This is a genomic window from Rhodoferax sp. (genome assembly GCF_028689305.1).
Classification (GTDB): domain Bacteria; phylum Pseudomonadota; class Gammaproteobacteria; order Burkholderiales; family Burkholderiaceae_C; genus Rhodoferax.
This window is the reverse complement of sequence record NZ_JAQTWM010000001.1, coordinates 102,147-119,422: the sequence shown is the minus strand read 5'-3', so window position 1 is coordinate 119,422 and position 17,276 is coordinate 102,147. Positions and strand designations below refer to the sequence as shown.

11 protein-coding genes and 1 pseudogene are annotated in these 17,276 nt (G+C 59.0%); 9 read left to right on the top strand and 3 right to left on the bottom strand.

The genetic code is table 11. From position 1 onward, the window contains the following. Positions 1-2 precede the first annotated feature (2 nt). From PHW99_RS18810 to PHW99_RS00535, 4 genes are all read left to right on the top strand, one after another. Complete coding sequence (locus tag PHW99_RS18810) at positions 3-170, top strand: IPTL-CTERM sorting domain-containing protein (protein ID WP_366912853.1); 168 nt, start codon at positions 3-5, stop codon at positions 168-170. A 14-nt stretch (positions 171-184) separates the two neighbouring features. Beyond that, entirely contained in the window at positions 185-1,417 is a 1,233-nt protein-coding gene (locus PHW99_RS00545; RefSeq protein ID WP_300172660.1) for a DUF1566 domain-containing protein, read from the top strand. Positions 1,418-1,513: 96 nt separating this feature from the next. Further along, positions 1,514-2,743 (top strand): DUF1566 domain-containing protein, encoded by a 1,230-nt coding sequence (locus tag PHW99_RS00540; protein WP_300172658.1) that lies wholly within the window; start codon positions 1,514-1,516, stop codon positions 2,741-2,743. A 21-nt stretch (positions 2,744-2,764) separates the two neighbouring features. Continuing rightward, complete coding sequence (locus PHW99_RS00535) at positions 2,765-4,024, top strand: IPTL-CTERM sorting domain-containing protein (RefSeq protein ID WP_300172656.1); 1,260 nt, start codon at positions 2,765-2,767, stop codon at positions 4,022-4,024. A gap of 13 nt (positions 4,025-4,037) precedes the next feature. Here the strand turns inward: PHW99_RS00535 and PHW99_RS00530 are convergent, their stop codons facing one another. Both PHW99_RS00530 and PHW99_RS00525 read right to left on the bottom strand, forming a co-directional pair. After that, positions 4,038-5,285, bottom strand: coding sequence for an alpha/beta hydrolase (locus PHW99_RS00530; RefSeq protein WP_300172654.1), 1,248 nt, complete (start codon positions 5,283-5,285; stop codon positions 4,038-4,040). A 47-nt stretch (positions 5,286-5,332) separates the two neighbouring features. Continuing rightward, entirely contained in the window at positions 5,333-6,331 is a 999-nt protein-coding gene (locus tag PHW99_RS00525; RefSeq protein ID WP_300172652.1) for a pseudouridine synthase, read from the bottom strand. A gap of 210 nt (positions 6,332-6,541) precedes the next feature. Between PHW99_RS00525 and PHW99_RS00520 the strand changes: the two genes are divergently transcribed. The 5 genes and pseudogenes from PHW99_RS00520 (at position 6,542) to PHW99_RS00500 (ending at position 16,240) form a co-directional block, all read left to right on the top strand. Further along, the gene (locus PHW99_RS00520; RefSeq protein WP_300172650.1) at positions 6,542-8,371 is read left to right on the top strand and encodes an NERD domain-containing protein/DEAD/DEAH box helicase; all 1,830 of its coding nucleotides are present in this window, start codon (positions 6,542-6,544) and stop codon (positions 8,369-8,371) included. A 99-nt stretch (positions 8,372-8,470) separates the two neighbouring features. Further along, complete coding sequence (locus PHW99_RS00515) at positions 8,471-12,838, top strand: NACHT domain-containing protein (RefSeq protein ID WP_300172648.1); 4,368 nt, start codon at positions 8,471-8,473, stop codon at positions 12,836-12,838. A 53-nt stretch (positions 12,839-12,891) separates the two neighbouring features. Continuing rightward, positions 12,892-14,283: a hypothetical protein gene (locus PHW99_RS00510; RefSeq protein WP_300172646.1), complete on the top strand. Its 1,392-nt coding sequence runs from the start codon at positions 12,892-12,894 to the stop codon at positions 14,281-14,283. Positions 14,284-14,436: 153 nt separating this feature from the next. Further along, a pseudogene (locus PHW99_RS00505) lies at positions 14,437-15,831 on the top strand (DUF2130 domain-containing protein); the annotation flags it as partial. 28 nt (positions 15,832-15,859) lie between these two features. Next, positions 15,860-16,240 (top strand): VOC family protein, encoded by a 381-nt coding sequence (locus PHW99_RS00500; RefSeq protein WP_300172667.1) that lies wholly within the window; start codon positions 15,860-15,862, stop codon positions 16,238-16,240. 61 nt (positions 16,241-16,301) lie between these two features. On the opposite strand, the gene PHW99_RS00495 is transcribed toward PHW99_RS00500, so the two are convergent. Further along, complete coding sequence (locus PHW99_RS00495; protein WP_300172644.1) at positions 16,302-17,243, bottom strand: GSU2403 family nucleotidyltransferase fold protein; 942 nt, start codon at positions 17,241-17,243, stop codon at positions 16,302-16,304. Between the last annotated feature and the right edge of the window lie 33 nt (positions 17,244-17,276).

Below are 17,276 nucleotides of genomic sequence, written 5' to 3'. Positions count from 1 at the left end.
GCGTGGGGGATGACGACTTGACACCCAACGGCACCATCGTGGACGCGGGTGGGCCGGGGGTGCCGGGGGCTGTCGGCATTCCCACCCTGTCGCAGTGGGCGTTGATGCTGCTGGCCCTGGTGCTGGCTGGGGTGGCGCTGGTGCAGGTTCGCAGGCAGAGTCATCCATGATCGTTGATAACACCATGACACTTATCACCAAGCCTTTCTTGCGCCGCAGCCTGGGCGCCATGGCCGCCGTTGCCTTGCTGTTGGCGGGTCAGGCCCAGGCGGCTGCGCCATTTGTCGACAACAACGATGGAACGGTCACCGATACCTCCACTGGCCTGATGTGGGACCAGTGCTCACTGGGCCAAACCCAAGGTGGCAACACCTGCACCGGTTCACCCACTGCCTTCACCTGGTTGGGTGCCCAAACTCAGGCCGCCACCCTGCAAAGTGGTAGCAGCTACAAGGGGTATGCGGATTGGCGCCTGCCCAATCTTCACGAGCTTCAAACGTTGGTCAAAACCGGGGTGAGCCCAAGTATTGACAGCGCCGCGTTTCCTGCTACCAGCTCCTCCTGGTATTGGTCTGCGACAACCTGGGGGCCTTTCCCGAGTCTTGCGTGGACCGTCGTTTTCCTCAACGGCAGTACCGACGCCAGTGGCAAGGCTAGTACCAACTTTGTCCGCCTCGTGCGGAGCGGACAGTCTTCTGGCACTTTTGGCTTGAGCCGTGCCGAGCTGTCTGGCATGAGCCCAAGCGCCGCCACGCTGACCGCCACCAGTCCCGTGGCGGCCACCGGTTACTGGATGGTGGTGCCGCGCGCAGCCGCTACGCCACTGGCCACGGAGATCATGGCCGGGGTTGCCAGCTACCGTGGTGTCACGGTGGCAGCCAGCGGCAATGCTGCCATGGATGTAGCGACGCCTCAAACCTTTGCCATCAGTGGTTTAAGCGTGGGCACCCACTACGACCTCTATCTGGTGGCCAAAGACACCTCCTATGAAACCGTCTCGGATGTGCTTGGCCCGGTGGAGTTCGCCAGCGCAGCCATCGCCACCAGCAGCATCGTGGTGAACCCGGTCACACCCAGCACGTTGTTTGCCGGGCAAGACAGTGGCGGCGTGTACAAAAGCACAGACAGCGGTGCGACTTGGGCTGCCCTCAACACCGGCCTGAGCAACCTGAGCGTGAAGGCGCTGGCCATCCAACCTGATGCCAGCCGCCTGTTTGTCGGCACCGACGGCGCGGGTGTGTTTTATGGCGACGGCAGCAGTTGGACGGCCTGCGGGGCACTGTCAGGTGGTGGACTCAATGTGCGCAGCTTGAAGTTCGCTGGCAGCACGCTGTATGCCGGCACCACCGCAGGCGTGTTTGCCAGCACCGACGGCTGCACCAGTTGGGTGGCCATGAACACCGGCTTGCCGAATTAAGGCGGCTGATTCATGGCGATTTTTTGAGCCAAATTGGTATCCAGCCCTTGCTTGACGTGCGCTCAATGCTCTCTTAATGGATTGTTGACAACCACCATGACCGCCACCACTTATTCTTTGCGCCATTACCTTGGCATCTTGTTCACCGCTGCCGTGCTGCTGGCAGGCCAGGTCCAGGCCGCTGCGCCATTTGTTGACAACAATGACGGCACGGTCACCGACACCTCCACCGGGTTGATATGGGACCAGTGCTCCCTGGGGCAAACCCAGGGGGCTAATACCTGCACCGGCTTACCCGCGCTCTATGACTGGGTGGGGGCACAAACCCAGGCCGCCACCCTGCAAAGTGGGGGCAACTACAAGGGCTATAGCGATTGGCGCGTGCCCAGCTTCAATGAGCTCAAAACGCTGGTCAAAACCGGGGTCCATCCGCGCATTGACAGCAGCGTGTTTCCGAATACCGGCGCTTACATGTATTGGAGCACGACATCCTTCGTGCTTGTCCCGAGTTTCGGGGCGAGCGTGGCTTTCGGCCTCCCCGACGGCAACCCCCCCTTCAAGACCAACATCTACTATGTTCGCCTTGTGCGAAGCGGGCAGGCCTTTGGTTCTTTTGGGCTGACCCGCGCCGCCTTGTCTGGCATCACCCCAGGCAGCGCCACGCTGACCGCCACCAGCCCCGTGGCGGCCACCGGTTACTGGATGGTGGTGCCGCGCGCAGCCGCTGCACCGCTGGCCACGGAGATCATCGCCGGGGTTGCCAGCTACCGGGGTGTCAGCGTGGCAGCCAGCGGCAATGCAGCCATGGCTGCAACCACGCCCCAAACCTTCGCGATCAGCGGTTTAGGCGTGGGCACCAACTACGACCTCTACTTGGTGGCCAAAACATCGTATAGCACTGTCTCTGATGTGCTTGACCCGTTGGCGTTTGCCAGCGCCGCCATCACCACCAGCAGCATCGTGGTGAACCCGGTCACGCCCAGCACGTTGTTTGCCGGGCAAGACAGTGGCGGCGTGTACAAAAGCCTCGACAGCGGTGCGACTTGGGCTGCCCTCAACACGGGTCTGAGCAACCTGAGCGTGAAAGCACTGGCGATCCAAGCCGATGCCAGCCGCCTGTTTGCCGGTACCGACGGCGCGGGAGTGTTTTTTGGCGATGGCAGCAGCAACTGGATGGCCTGTGGGGCATTGCCCGGCGGCGCTGCGAACATCAACAGCCTGACGCTCTCAGGCAGCACGCTGTACGCCGGAACCACCGCTGGCGTGTTTGCCAGCACCGATGGCTGCACCAGCTGGGCGGCCATGAACACCGGTTTGCCAAACTGACCCAGCACCGACTTACCCCCTATGAAACTCAAATCACTTTTAACCAGTGTCACCCTGTTGTTGGGGGTGGGTTTGGCTGCGGCCGCCGTCAACACCTGGGAAGGCAGTGGCCCCAACGCGGCTGGTGCGGCCAGTTGGCAAATCAACGCACTGGCGCTCAGCCCCGACGGCCAAACGATGTACGCCGCCAGCAGCAGCGGGCGGGTGTTGAGCTACGAATTTTCCGACACGACACCCGTGGCCTTCAGCTTCACGGATCAGACGGGTGTGGCGACATCGACCGTGATCACCTCCAATGCCATCACCGTCAGCGGCATCAACGCCCCGGCCACCATCACCATCAGCGGGGGGGAATACAAAATTGGCACTGGCAGCTGGACCAATGCAAGTGCAACGGTCTCGGCGGGCGACTCAGTGACGGTGCGCCATACCTCCAGCGCCAGTTTTTCAAGCAGCGTGAACACGGTACTGAGCATTGGCGGTGTGACCGACACTTTTACCAGCACCACCATGGCCGCCGTGCCCACCTTCACGGTGACCGCCACCGCCAGCCCGGCAGCTGGTGGCACGGTCAGTTGCACGCCCAACCCGGTCAGCCTTGGCGGCAATGCCACTTGCACGGCAACCCCGAACGCAGGGTACAGCTTCAACGCTTTCAGTGGGGATTGCTCAGGCACAAGCTGCTCCCTGACCGGTGTCACCGCTACCAAGAGCGTGACCGCCAGCTTTACCCTGAACACCAATTACAGCGCCACTGCACCGGGCAGCGGCAGCACGGTTAGTGCCAGCCTGACAGGGGCGGCCACCTGCGGTTTCAGCAATGTGGGTTACCAAACTGCGGCCAGTGCCGGTGGTGTGCTGCCTGCCGGGTACACCTTCACCCACGGGGTGCTGGCCTTTGCCACCAATGCCAATTGCGCCAGCGGCATCAGCATCACGCTGACCTACCCCCATGCCTTGCCCCCTGGCAGCAAGTTCTTCAAATTCGGCCCGGCCACCGCAGGCGCCGCTCCCACTTGGTACGAGCACCCGGCCACCATCAGCGGCAACACCATTACCTACAGCGTGGCAGACAACGGGCAGGGTGACAACAACCCCGCCGTGGGTGCGATCAACGACCCGGCAGGTGCCGGCGTGCCATTGCTTGCGGGGGTGAGCAGTGTGCCCACCCTGTCTGAGTGGGCGTTGCTGTTGCTCTCTTTGCTGTTGGTGGGCACCGTCAATAGCCAGGTGCTGTTGGTGCGTGGCCGCGCGATGCTGTCGGGCTTGTGGCGCAGGTAGGCCGTCGTGGCTGCTATGTGCCCAGCCAGCGCAAAAGCTGCTGGGCAACGGTCGGGTCGCTGAGCAGTTGCAGGTGGCCGGTGCGGTAGGCGATGTGCTGGTGAGCGGCGGGGAAATCCAGGCAGCGCCGGGGCTCGTCATGCTGGCCCAGGGCGCTGGGCAGCGGCACCAGGCCATCACCCACCAGCCGGTCCGCCATGGCGCTGCGCTGGCCCGCCAGCGTGGCTGCTACGGTGAAGCAGGCCACACCGGCAGGCAGGGGCAGCGGGGTGCGCCGATCCGGCTGGCGGCGAAAACGATCCTGCCCTTGCCAGTCTGAATCCAGCACCAGCCCGTAACGCAGGTCGGTGACGCCGCTGCTGCGCAACTGGCCGAGCTTGGCCAACGGGCGGCTGTAGGGGGTGCTGCCCAGCAGCACATCCACCCAGTTGCCAGCGCGCTCCAGCGGCGCGCCATGGTGCGGCGTGCCCAGGAAGACGATGTGTTTGAGCTGCGACAGCCACTGCCAACCAGCCTGGGTGGCGCAGTGCACGGCGCTGCGCATCACCAGCCCGCCCATGCTGTGGGCCAGCACGCTGACGGCTTGCACGGGCACCGGCCAGTGGCGCAGCACGTCGTCCAGCTGGCGCGCCAATTCGGCGCCGTTGTCGGACACGTGCAGGCCCGAGTTGTAGCGCAGGTAAACCGGGGTGTAACCCAGGGCAGTGCTGATGGCGCTGGCGTGGTTGACCGGCTTGCCCTGGTGCTGGCTGCTCCACTGAAGGTCATTCATGCACAGGCCGTGGATGACCAGCAGCACTTTGCCGGTGACGGCCTGCGCAGCGGGCGGGGTGGCGTTGCTCAGCACCTGTCCCTGGTGGCGCAGGGTCATGGGGGTGGCCAGCGGGTTGGCGCTGGCTTGCAAGCGGTCGCCCATGACCCCGTTGAGGGCAGCCACGACGGCAGCGCGCTCAGGGGTGTCGTCAGGGGCACCCTCCAATTGGCGCAGCAGGGGCTCCAGCAGCGTGAAGGTGCTGGACAGGCCCTTGCCCACCAGCTGGGTGATGCCGTGGATGCTTTGGTAAACCAGTCCGGTCAGGCCCCGGGTCTGCCCGCTGTCGGCACCATCGCGGGCACCCAGGCTGCGCCAGACAGACTGGTGCACACCTTCGGCAATGGTGGTCACTGCACGGGTGGCTTCGGTGCCCAGCAGCGCGAGCGCGCGCAGGTCAGAGGCCCGCAGATGGCGGGCGGGTTTCCTGGGGGGGATGGGGGTGGTCATGGCGCCCATTGTGGGCGCCGGAGGCCTTGGTGACTAGGGGTGCGGGACTAAAACCGCTCGTGCGGGGCCAGGTAACGCCATTGGCCGACTGGCAGGTTACCCAGCATCACTTTGCCGACGCGCACGCGCTTCAAGCCCACCACCTTCAGGCCAACCAGTTCACACATGCGGCGAATCTGGCGCTTTTTGCCCTCAGTCAGCACAAAACGCAGCTGCTCGGGGTTTTGCCACTCAACCTTGGCGGGCTGCAGGGCCTGGCCGTCCAGGCTCAGACCATGGCGCAGCAGGGCCAGTTTTTCTTTGGGAAAAACCGATTGCACGTCCTGGCTGACCGGGTCGTCATCGTCAATGCGGCTGAGCTGGGTGGGTGGGGCGGGGCGGGTGGTCTGCGGGCTGGCGGGCGTCTGGCTGCGGGCCGGCGGCCGTGCGGCGTGGGTGGCTGCCGCCGAGGTGGCAGCCAGTGTGTTGACCACCCCGGTGTAGATCACGCGCACCAGATACTCTTTTTCCATCACCGAGTCTTCACCAATCAGCTGGCGCGCCACGCGGCCATCCTGTGTCAGCACCAGCAGACCGGTGGAGTCGATGTCCAGCCGCCCGGCGGGCACCAGGCTTTTGAGCTGGCTGCCGTGGAAGAAGAAGCGGGCGTTGTCCTCGGCCCAGCGGTTTTGCGGCTGGATCAGCGTGATGGCGGGCTGGTGGCCGTCTTCGGCCTGGCCGCTGACAATGCCCAGCGGCTTGTTGAGCAGGATGGTGACCTGGTTGGCCTGCTGGCCCTGCGCTTGTTTGTCGATCTCGATGCGCACGTCCGGCTTGACCTGCATGCCCATCTCGGCCACCTGGCCATTGACCTTGACCCAGCCCTTGGCGATCCAGTCGTCGGCCTCGCGGCGCGAGGCCAGGCCCAGCTCGGCCATGCGCTTGTTCAGCCGCACGGTGCCATCAGCACCATGCGCCGCCGTGTTTTTTTGACCAGCAGGAATGGGGGCTTTGGCTGCGGGCGGCGCGGCGCGGCGGAACATCGGGGGTTTGGGGGTGTCGCTCATTTGCTATGTAATTTGTAGCTGTTTGGGTATATTCTACGCGGGCTAGGTGCCTGTTTGTCTATTGCTTTTGCGGGGCGGTGATGCAGTGCAAAAAGAGCATGGCAACCAGTGGTGGTGGCAAATCAGGGCAGCGCCCGCTGATTCAGCGTTGGAGCTTGGCGGTTTTCAGCATAATCAAGCGAGTCAACAATCAATGGGAGCAGATAACAGATGGCCACCCTGATGCCAGCATTAGGCAGTTGCGCCTCACGCATGACCGGCGGCGAACGCCGTCTGGCCGAGCGGCTGGAGCAAAAGCTGGATGACGATTATCTGCTTTGGTATGACGTGCCGGTGGGGCCGCAGTACGCACACCCCGACTTTGTGGTGATGCACCCGCACCGCGGCATCCTGGTGCTGGAGGTGAAGGACTGGAAGCTTGGCACCATCCAGCAAGCCAACAAAAACGACTGGGTCATTACCCCCGACGGCACACCCAAAACGGTAGCCAGCCCGCTGGAGCAAGCCCGCCAATACGCTCACCAGATCGTCAACGCGTTGGAGCGCGACCTGCAACTGGTGCAGCCGGACGGCCGCCACAGGGGCAAGCTGGCGTTTCCCTGGAGCTACGGCGTGGTGCTGCCCAACATCACGCGCAAACAGTTTGAAGCCGCCGAGCTGCAGCATGCCATCGAACCACACCGCGTGATCTGTCAGGACGACATGCTGGAAAGTGTGGGGGCTGAAGACCTGCAAAGCCGTCTGTGGGACATGTTCCCCTACATGATGCGCGGCGTGATGAGCCTGCCGCAGCTGGACCGCGTGCGCTGGATCATGTTCCCCCAGGTGCGCGTGCAAGCACAGGGCAGCCTGTTTGACGACAACGACGAGCAAGCCGAACTGCCCGACATCATGCGCGTGATGGACTTGCAGCAGGAGCAACTGGCCCGCAGCCTGGGCGATGGCCACCGCGTCATCCACGGCGTGGCCGGCTCGGGCAAGACCATGATCCTGGGCTACCGCGCCGAATACCTGGCCCGGGCCTGCACGCCGACGGCCAAGCCCATCCTCATCCTGTGCTTCAACGAGCCGCTGGGCGTGAAGCTGGCCAGCAGCATGGAGGCCAAAGGCTTGAGCGACCGTGCGCATGTGCGCCACTTCCACAGATGGTGCCGAGACCAACTGGTGGCCTTTGGACAGACTCTGCCGGATAGCCGACTCACTGTGTCCGCCAAGATGGACGACATGGTGCACCGCGTTATCACCGCCGTGGACCGCCGCCAAATCCCCAGCGGCCAGTACCAGGCGGTGATGATCGACGAAGGCCACGACTTCGCGCCCGAATGGCTCAAGCTAGTCACCCAAATGGTGGACCCGGCCACCAACAGCCTGCTGGTGCTGTACGACGACGCACAAAGCATTTACGAACGCGCGCGCAGCAAACAGTTCAGCTTCAAAAGCGTGGGCATCCAGGCGCAGGGGCGCACCACCATCCTGAAGATCAACTACCGCAACACTCGCCAGATATTGCACACCGCCAGCCTGGTGGCCGCGGACCTGCTCACGGCTGACGACTGCGACGACGACGGCGTGCTCCTGCTCAAACCTGTGAGCTGCGGGCGCGACGGCCCCGAGCCCATCATCATCCAGCTGCCCACCCTGCGCGAAGAGGCCGAGGCCATTGCCGACCACCTGGCCCAAGCCCACAAGGAGGGCTTTGCGTGGGGCGACATGGCCGTGCTGTGCGCGGACACCAAGACGCGCGACCTGTGCGCCCGCACCCTAGCGCAACACAAGCTGCCGGTAGAGAACCGGCTTGGAATTGGTGACTATGACCCCACCAGCAACAAGATCAAGGTGATGACCATGAAGGTCAGCAAGGGCCTGGAGTTCCCCGTGGTGGCGCTACCCGGCGTGGGGCATATGCCTGCTGCGGGGGAGGAAGAGAAGGAAGCGGCTCGGGTGTTTTATGTGGCGGCGACTCGGGCGACGCAGAGGTTGTTGATGGGGGTGGGTGGGGGTGTCGGGTTTGGCATGCGATTAATGGAAAGAACTCTTTAGCATTGCCGGCATTCGATTCGGTATACCCGATCCCATTTAATACCAGGATTCATCCAAAACCTAGGCACCCAGCAACGGCACATTGAAGTTGAAATCAGCGTGAATCAAATCATCAAGCACTCCGCCATTACTGCGGGCGGATACATCTATCAAACTTGGGCAGGGATAGACCTGTTATGTGATTGGCTTGATGATCCAACACTGTTTGAGTGGGTAAAGTTCGAGGCGGATGATGAGGAGCAAGCACAAGGACTTGATGACGTAGTTGCCAAGAGGCGAGACGGTCGTTTTGTGCTTCAACAAATCAAACTAACGGTTGACCCGTTTGATACCGACAATGCGCTTAGTTGGAAATGGTTGCTAACCCACAAACCAAAGGGCTTATCGTTGCTGCAAAAGTGGGAACGCGCGTACCAGAGGTTCGATCCTGCCCTCGTCGCCAGCGCAGCGGCGATAACGAACCGTAGACCAGATGCAGAGCTACAACAGAGCTTGAATTCCGATGGCAATCGAATCAACTGGCAGTCAGCGTCAGCAGGAATTCGTGCGCAAATCATTGCGCAGTTGGGCGACGAGCAACGGGCCAACCTATTTTTCTCTGCATTCGAGATCCGACATAGCCATCAGGGTTACGAATCACTTGATCGTTTAGTCTTAAACCGCCTAATTCCTCGACATACGAAAACTCGTGACGGGTACAACGCGCTTTTTCGAGAGGCCATCGATTGGGCGACCCGCAAAGGGTTCCCAAATCCAGATGGATTCATACGAATAGATCTAGTCCGTGCAATCCTTGATCAGCGGCGACCAGCGCCACTTGATCAATCCTTTCGAATACCCGATGGCTATACCCCGCCAGATGCAACATTCGCTGAAACATTTGTCAATGATCTTGTCGAGAATGCGGGTGGTGTCCGAGTAGTTTGGGGCTCTCCAGGACAAGGGAAAAGTACATTTTTGAGCTATGTCTGCGCCCAGCTGAAGCAGCTAAGCCACCCTGTCATTCGTCACCACTATTTCCTCCATCTGCATGAGCGCATCGATCGGTTCACATTCGACGTAGTAGCAAATTCACTGATGGCACAAATGGAAAGAGATTACTTTCCGTTCGTCGCCGGCATTCAGAGAAATTCTGAGCATCTGCCCGATTGGATCAACGCATGCGCCCGCGGTTGTGCTCAGCAAGGCAAGCGCTTCATCATCGTGGTCGACGGCTTAGATCACGTATGGCGCGAACATGAAAAGAACAAAGCTCCACTAGACAGTCTGTTCAATACTTTGTTTCCACTGCCGGAAAACGTGACATTGCTGATAGGAACACAAAGAGTAGATGCCGAGCAGCTGCCGTCACACTTCTCGAGGTACGCTCCGCTCGAGTGTTGGGTTGAAGTTCCTCGAATGTCACAGGTATCGACAAAAGGCTGGCTGCAAGTCCAACTTGATGCCAAGCAATTTGAAATTGAAGCCTCTAGTCGGACTACTGACGGCCTTGCCGCTATAGCAACTGCCTTTCAGGATATCTCGCAGGGCCATCCTCTTGTCATGACATACAGCTTCGCAGCTTTGTCGCGGGAGCACTATCAACTTTCACCGCAGCTTGTAAGGGAAAGTCAAAGGGCTCCAAGCAAAGACGCCGCGGACTATTACGACGGACTGTGGAAAACACTTTCACACAAAGCCAAGGATGCCCTTCACCTAATGGCGGATGCCACATTCATTTGGCCGATGAACGGCTTAGAGGACTGCCTCGAGTTTCACGGTGGTGAGCTACGACGAGAAGTCGGTCATCTGTTCACCTGGGTTGAGGCAGGCCAGATCGCTTTTCATGGCAGCTTGTATGTTTTTGTGCAAGGCCAACTGGACCACGACAATCGAGTCCAAGCGCTAATGCCAGCAGTGATGCACTGGCTCGATCAGTTTGCACCGCCCTTTCATAAATGGGGATGGCTTTGGCTCTACCAGCAAAAAATAGGCGACGCGAGGCCCTTGCTTGACAACACAGACAGAAGATGGGTACTTGAAAGTTTGGCGAAGGGTTATCCACCGAATCAAATCGTTCAAATTCTCGAGCGTGCGGAGAGTGTCGCGTTTGGAGCGGGCGAATATGGGCTCGCCGTTCGCCGTCGATGGGTGAAGACCCGTATGCTCAATGGCCCTGAATTTCAGCTAGATGATGTTACTAAGCTACAGCGCTGTGCAATGCAACTTGCCAATGATGACTATCCAGTGACGTTGTTGGCTGCCAAAGTACACACAGCAAGGATTGAGAAATTGCATAGGCTCGGCATGCAATATCTATGGGCAGGAAGAAAAGCAGACGCAGTCGATTGCCTACGCCGCATCAGAACCCGAATTAACGACAAGCTCGCAGCCAATGCATTTGAAGACGGTGAGTTTAAGACCGCAGTTGAACTCTATTTGGAGCTGTTAGCTGGAACCGGTGAATTCAACGCCGAGAGCACAGCAGCAAGCATACGCCGCGGGCTCGGAGACGATAGCGCAGCCGTCTTTGCAATTTTTTTAAGCGATCTGGCACGTCATGGCGACGTGGACAAACTAATTCAATTTGCTGACGTTCCTCTGAAATTGCAGATGCGGCGTGAGCTCGAAGTTTCTGCTGTACGTCTTGCAGGATGGTGCGATGCGAAGCTTCATATCTGGCCTAGCTTTAAGCGATTCAGAACACATCCGTTATCCGCATGCTGGGCCTTGCTCTACCAGCGGGCGGCCTTCAAGCGCGTGCCATTCAAACGATTCAACGCTGCCTTGGATGTAGATCATTGGGCTACATCCAAAACGGACCTCGAAAGCTATCTGCATACTCTGTTCTTTGACTCTGTGATGCGACGTCTTGAATTGAGAGGCGCGCTAGATCCCGCAGAAACGATTGCTTACCCCAAGCGCCCATGGCTAACACAAGCCATTGCCCAGCTTGAAGTTATTGCGCAGTCAACGGCAGGAATATTGGCCCGTGGTGATTTGCCCGCGTTCGCCATGCCCTATCGATTGCTGGACGATTTCAAATCGCCAAGCGATCACGATTCGGCAATGGACCACCATGCGTTCAAGCGTGCCTTGACTTCAATTGCTGCTGACTTATTTTTGTTGTGTCGACCCAAATCAAGGCTTGCGACCATTCCCGTGTCGGAATGGCAAAGGGCAAGAAATTCCCGACATTTTCAACTGGAGCATTGGCGGTCGAAGTATTTGATTGCAGGCTACAAGCTTTTGGACACGGAAGCCGTTGAGACGGATATCACGGCAGAACTATCCAATATTTCCAGCAACATCTCGCCGTTCAATGAGCGTGCACAGTCCTACGTCGATCTGTGCGAATGGGCCTTGCGTTTCGACCTGCAAGCATTGGCGAATGAAATTTTGAAGCGAGCATATTGTTGCTTGATTGGTTATGGTTGGCGAAAAGATCCGAGTCTCGCCTACGTAATTCATACCATCGAGGCGCTGATCCCGGCTGCGCCTGACGTGGCGCGCTGGGCTATTCGCCAAATCTCGCCTGTGATCACGTGCATTAGTGACATGACCGAAGACGCTGGCTCGCGTGAGTCAGACTTAGCCCCGCTTCTTATAGAGGTCATGCCGGAATCGTACGTTCGATACTACAAGCACTGGGTTGAGAGTGGGGAGTGGTACAGCGCAGAACGGGTGTTTGCGCCATTGATGGAGAAGGCAGATTTATCAAACCCTGTTGTGAAACTAGCAGCAAGTTTTCTTTGGGATTCACATGCTGTTGCGGCTGTCAGAGAACGTGCAACTCAGGGTGAACTTGAGGCAGAAAAACTGCTTGACGAACGAGCCTCGCGCTTCGGAATGCCAGTCGATGACCTAGGCAAAGAGCGATTTGGAGACACGAAGTCCAATGAGGAGCCTGTAGCCATTGATGTTTCGACGTACCCACCAAATGCGTTGGATGCATTGCTGGCGCAGCTGAAAGAGATGCAGGTATATGTGGCAGAACGTCGAATTCTCAAGGAGTGGTTCGATCATTGGAAGTGCCAAAAACAAGGCATCGCCTTACTTCGTACGCTTGGGGAGTTCAGGGATAGAGATAACCGTTACTCATCAGTTGCAGATCTATTCGATCCAGCTTTTGAGCTAAGTCTTGAGCTAGAAGGTCGCCACAAGGCGTATCCGTGGATTGTTGCTGCGCAAATTTCGTGCCACGGGTGGGATGCTCACTATGGTTGGAAGGATTCAGATCAGCGGTTCGACGCATTTGCTGCGCATTATCGGGATCGTTGGCGTCAATTCATTGACGCCACTACCGTCGTTGACGATCGTGTATCGGCAAAACGCTCTATCCCGCACGACAAACTTGTAGTCTTCCTTTTGAAAGTAGGACAGCTTGATGCCGCTGTTGACGTGGCCCGAGCTATGGTCGAAACGACCGTGGATGATTTTGCAGACCAACCGCTAGAAGAGCCAGATTGGCTAGAACCGGCATGTTGACACCAAGCCAAATCGCCGACGTTGCAGTAGCTAGGCTGGGATTGCCTGTACCGATGGCAAAGCTGCAAATAATTCATGACATTTCGGTGAGTCTTCGCAACGATCAGTCTGGGCCCGTCATTTGGGACGCACTGCTGCGTTGGCTTAAAACTAGAGAGCTTGAATCTGAGGTGTTGGAAGGGCTAAGCGCTATCTTTTTGGCTAAGGGTGCGCGAGCGCTTGATGTTTCAGAATTGCGACTGAGCATTGAGCGCCCATCGATTCTTTCTGATTTCCTCATTGCCCAGTCCTTTGGTACTTCTCTGGTAATCGCCGCGTGGACGCATTCACACAGTGGAGAAGTACCGAGCATGCTTCGGCTGAATGAAGAGATTGAAGAGCTCAACTCTGCTAGGTTTGTTCCGCCACTATTCGGAAACAAATTAAGAGCGCTAGAGCAAGGCTCAGGAAAACCTTTCATGCGGCAATGGGCGTACGAGTTCACATTGCTTCGCTCACGCGCGACTTACACAGAAAGTGGCCATTTTGGATATTTCCGGGGAGACACCGCCAACGGCACCGGCATGTTTATAGGCAAGCACAGCCATTTGGCCCGTTCGGCATTTCTGCGGACGCTGGCCTTAGCTGTAGCACGGTGGGATATGCATCAAGACCATGCAGAAGAAGTTGCGCAGTTCGCGTTGCCCGCGGAACCCCTTCTGTTGAAGTTATTACCTAAATCGCCCCCGCAATGGGCGACACCGTTGCTTTCATGGACGATCGAAAGTTCTGGAACGGACTTACAAATTTCAGTTGCGCAAATGGTTGAGCACATTGAGCAACATACGGGTCGAACATTGCTTCACTTCAAAGGAAACATTCATTCAACAAAGAGGATAAGTGTCGAGGCAGAAGTAACTACCGCGCTATCTGCAAATGGTGCTACTGATCCTGAGGATGTATTCTTCTTCTATAACTTTTTGCTTGGAAAAGTTGAAGTGCCAAGGCTGTCGTTGGAATCCTTCTCGCCAGATGTTTGGGTACGCAAGCACACACTCCCCGGCAAAAATGGTACTCAGTATTTGCCAGCACTGCTTCCTCTTGTTGGCCATATCGTAGGGTATTTAAGTACTGACCTCCTCCATCTTTTGCCCATGATCCCGAATGTTCATTCGAGTGCGAATACTGTCGCTGCAACCCCGGAGGTTGGTGGCACGTCAATATTTCTCGACGGTATTCGCGTGGGAAAGGTTGACTATTGGAACTGGCGCTGGCAGCCCATGCACGAAAAAGATTCATTACCACCCTCGTCTGTTTGTACAACGCTATCAGCAGATGCTGTTGACAAACTGTTCCGCGTCCAGGGATACGCTGTAAAAAGGTGCTGGAAGATTTTGATGCGGGTAAAGGAGACTGATTACGGCAGTTGGGTGGACACAAGCCATTTTGGAGTGCTAGGGCTTTAGCCCAGTTTGGCTTTCATTTTTATAGCTAGTCACGCACATTCGACGAGGGCCACAGCCCAATTAGGCCAGTAGATGCCTTGTACTTCAACTCCTGCACGGACCGCAGCAAGCAGCCCCCAAAGCAGCCCAATCAATAAATAGAGTTCTATCCCCATGCACGAAATCATCTGCCCCCACTGCAGCAAAGCCTTCAAGATCGACGAGGCGGGGTATGCCGACATCCTCAAGCAGGTGCGCGATGGCGAGTTTGAGCAAGCTTTGCACGAGCGCCTTGAATTGGCTGAGCGGGAAAAGCGTGACGCCATTGCCCTGGCCAAGGCCGAGGTGACCAATGCGCTGCAAAAGGCTGCGGCTGCCAAAGACACCGAGATTCAGGCGCTGAAGGCCCAGCTTGACGCGGGCGAGGTAGAACGCAAGCTGGCCGTCACCGAGGCCTTGGGCACAGTGAGCAAAGAGCGGGATGCGCTGGCGAATGAACTGGTCCAAGCGCGCAACGCGCAACAAGCCGCAGCCCAGTTGGCCGAGGCCAAGCTGGCCCATGCGCTGCAGGCCGAAGCCGCCAAAAAGGATGCCGAGATTCAGGCCCTGCAAGCCAAGCTGGCGGCCAGCGATGTGGCGCGCCAGTTGGCGGTGACGGAGGCGGTGAACCAGGCCGTGGGCGTGGTGGCCCAAGAGCGCGATGCCTTGAAGGGCGAACTCAGCCTCATCACCGTCAAAAACCAGCTGGAAGAGAAAGCCATCAAGGAGCAATTCGCCTTGCAGCTGCGCGACCGCGAAGGCGAGATTGAGCGCCTGCGGGACATGAAGGCGCGGCTATCGACCAAGATGGTGGGCGAGACGCTGGAGCAGCACTGCGAGATTGAGTTCAACCGCATTCGTGCGGCGGCCTTTCAGCGCGCGCATTTTGAGAAGGACAACGACGCCCGCACCGGCAGCAAAGGCGACTACATCTTTCGCGAGGCGGACGAGCACGGCACCGAGATCGTTTCCATCATGTTTGAGATGAAGAACGAGAGCGATGAAACGGCCACCAAAAAGCGGAACGAAGACTTCTTGAAAGAGCTGGACAAGGACCGCACCGAGAAGGCGTGCGAGTACGCGGTGCTGGTGTCCCTGCTGGAGCCGGAGAGCGAGCTGTACAACAGCGGCATTGTGGATGTGTCGCACCGCTACCCCAAGATGTATGTGGTGCGGCCCCAGTTCTTTGTGCCGCTGATCACGCTGCTGCGCAATGCCGCATTGAACTCGCTGAAGTACAAGTCCGAGCTGGCGCTGGTGCGCTCGCAAAACCTGGACATCACCAAGTTCGAAACCCAACTGGACGAGTTCAAGACCGCGTTTGGCCGCAATTGGCGCCTGGCCTCCGAAGGCTTTGAAGAAGCCGTGAAGCGCATCGACGAAGCCATCAAAGACCTGGAGAAAACCAAGGAAGCGCTGCACAAGTCCGCCAACAACCTGCGCCTGGCCAACGACAAGGCCGACGACCTGACGATCAAAAAGCTCACACGCGGCAACCCCACAATGGCAGCTAAGTTTGCAGAGCTGAAGGATCAAGACACCCTCTACTGGAGCCCCCATGCAACTCGGCTACACCATCCTCTACGTCCCCAACGTCCCCGCCACACTCCAGTTCTACGAAGCCGCATTCGGCCTGACCACACGCTTCCTGCACGAAAGCGGGGACTACGGCGAGCTGGAAACCGGCAGCACGGCGTTGGCGTTCTCCAGCCACCGCTTGATGCAGCAGCTGGGCAAGAACCCGCAGGCGGCCAAGCCCGAAGCGCCGTGCTTCGAGATTGCGCTGTGCACGCCCGACGTACCCGCCGCGCTGGAGCGCGCCTTGGCCGCCGGGGCCAAGCCCATGCGCCCGGTCGAGGTCATGCCCTGGGGCCAGACCATTGCCTACGTGGCCGACATCAACGGCTTTCTGGTGGAGCTGTGCACGCCCATGGCGTAGCTGCTACTGTTTTGGTAGCTGCTTGCGCATATTCCACCTGGGCTAGCGGCCAATTTGGCAACTAATTCGGTGGCAAATACTGTTCCAGCAGCACTTGCACGGCGTCGGCCTGCAGCACGTCACGGCGGCGTTTGAGCGGGTCGCGGCCCGCTTGCCCGGCCAGCCAGCGTTTGAAGGACACGAAGGTTGCGGGGTGCACGGTGTTCATGCGCGCCATGGTGCCGTTGGTGGCAAAGATCACCGCCGTGAAGCCCGGTGCGTCCAGCAGCACGTTGGCGCGCTGGGCCTTGGCCACCCCAAAGTCTTCGTCCGCATCGCTGAGTTTGATGGGGTGCGGGTCGTCTTCGGTTTGCTCCCGGCGGATGATGTCCACCTCGAAACCGTCCTTGTTCACGGCGGTGTATTTTTGGCTCTGGCGCATGCGAAACGTGGGGTCCACTTTCTGAAGCACGCCCAGCATGGAGCTGTCCACCCGCGCGAGCTGGGTGGAGAAGACGATGCGTTTGCGGGTGTCCCACAGCAGGTCCATGTCGCGCGTGGTCAAGGCGTCGGCGTCCAGCCGCACGCCTGCGGCGGCTTCGTACGCATAGAGTGCGTGGGTGCCCACCACCCGGAAGTGCTCGCTGAGCTGGGTGCTGGCCAGGCGGTTGAGCAGCGCCACCACCAGCGGGTCTACCCGGCCCACGCGCAGCGCGCGGTTCAGGCGCTGGTGTTGGTTCAGCGCGGCTTTCAGGCCGGCCAGTCGCTCGGCGCTGGCTTGTTTGCGCTGGGTGAATTTGTCGTAGATGGCCTGCGTTTCAGGTGTCTGCGGCCCCAGGCTGGTTTCGGCCCCGGCAGGGGTGGTGCGCACCAGGTACTTTCTGTCGGGAGCCGACGCCGGGCCCGCATGCCAGTACATGCCGCCCCGCACCTGGGCAGCCTCCGCCGTGGCTTCTTCCAAGGCTTCAAAGACGGCGATGGCGTCGATGCTCTGGCGGGTGATGGCGGGGCTGAGTTCTTGCATTTCGGTATGTTTCAAGTGAATTGGATTTTGTAC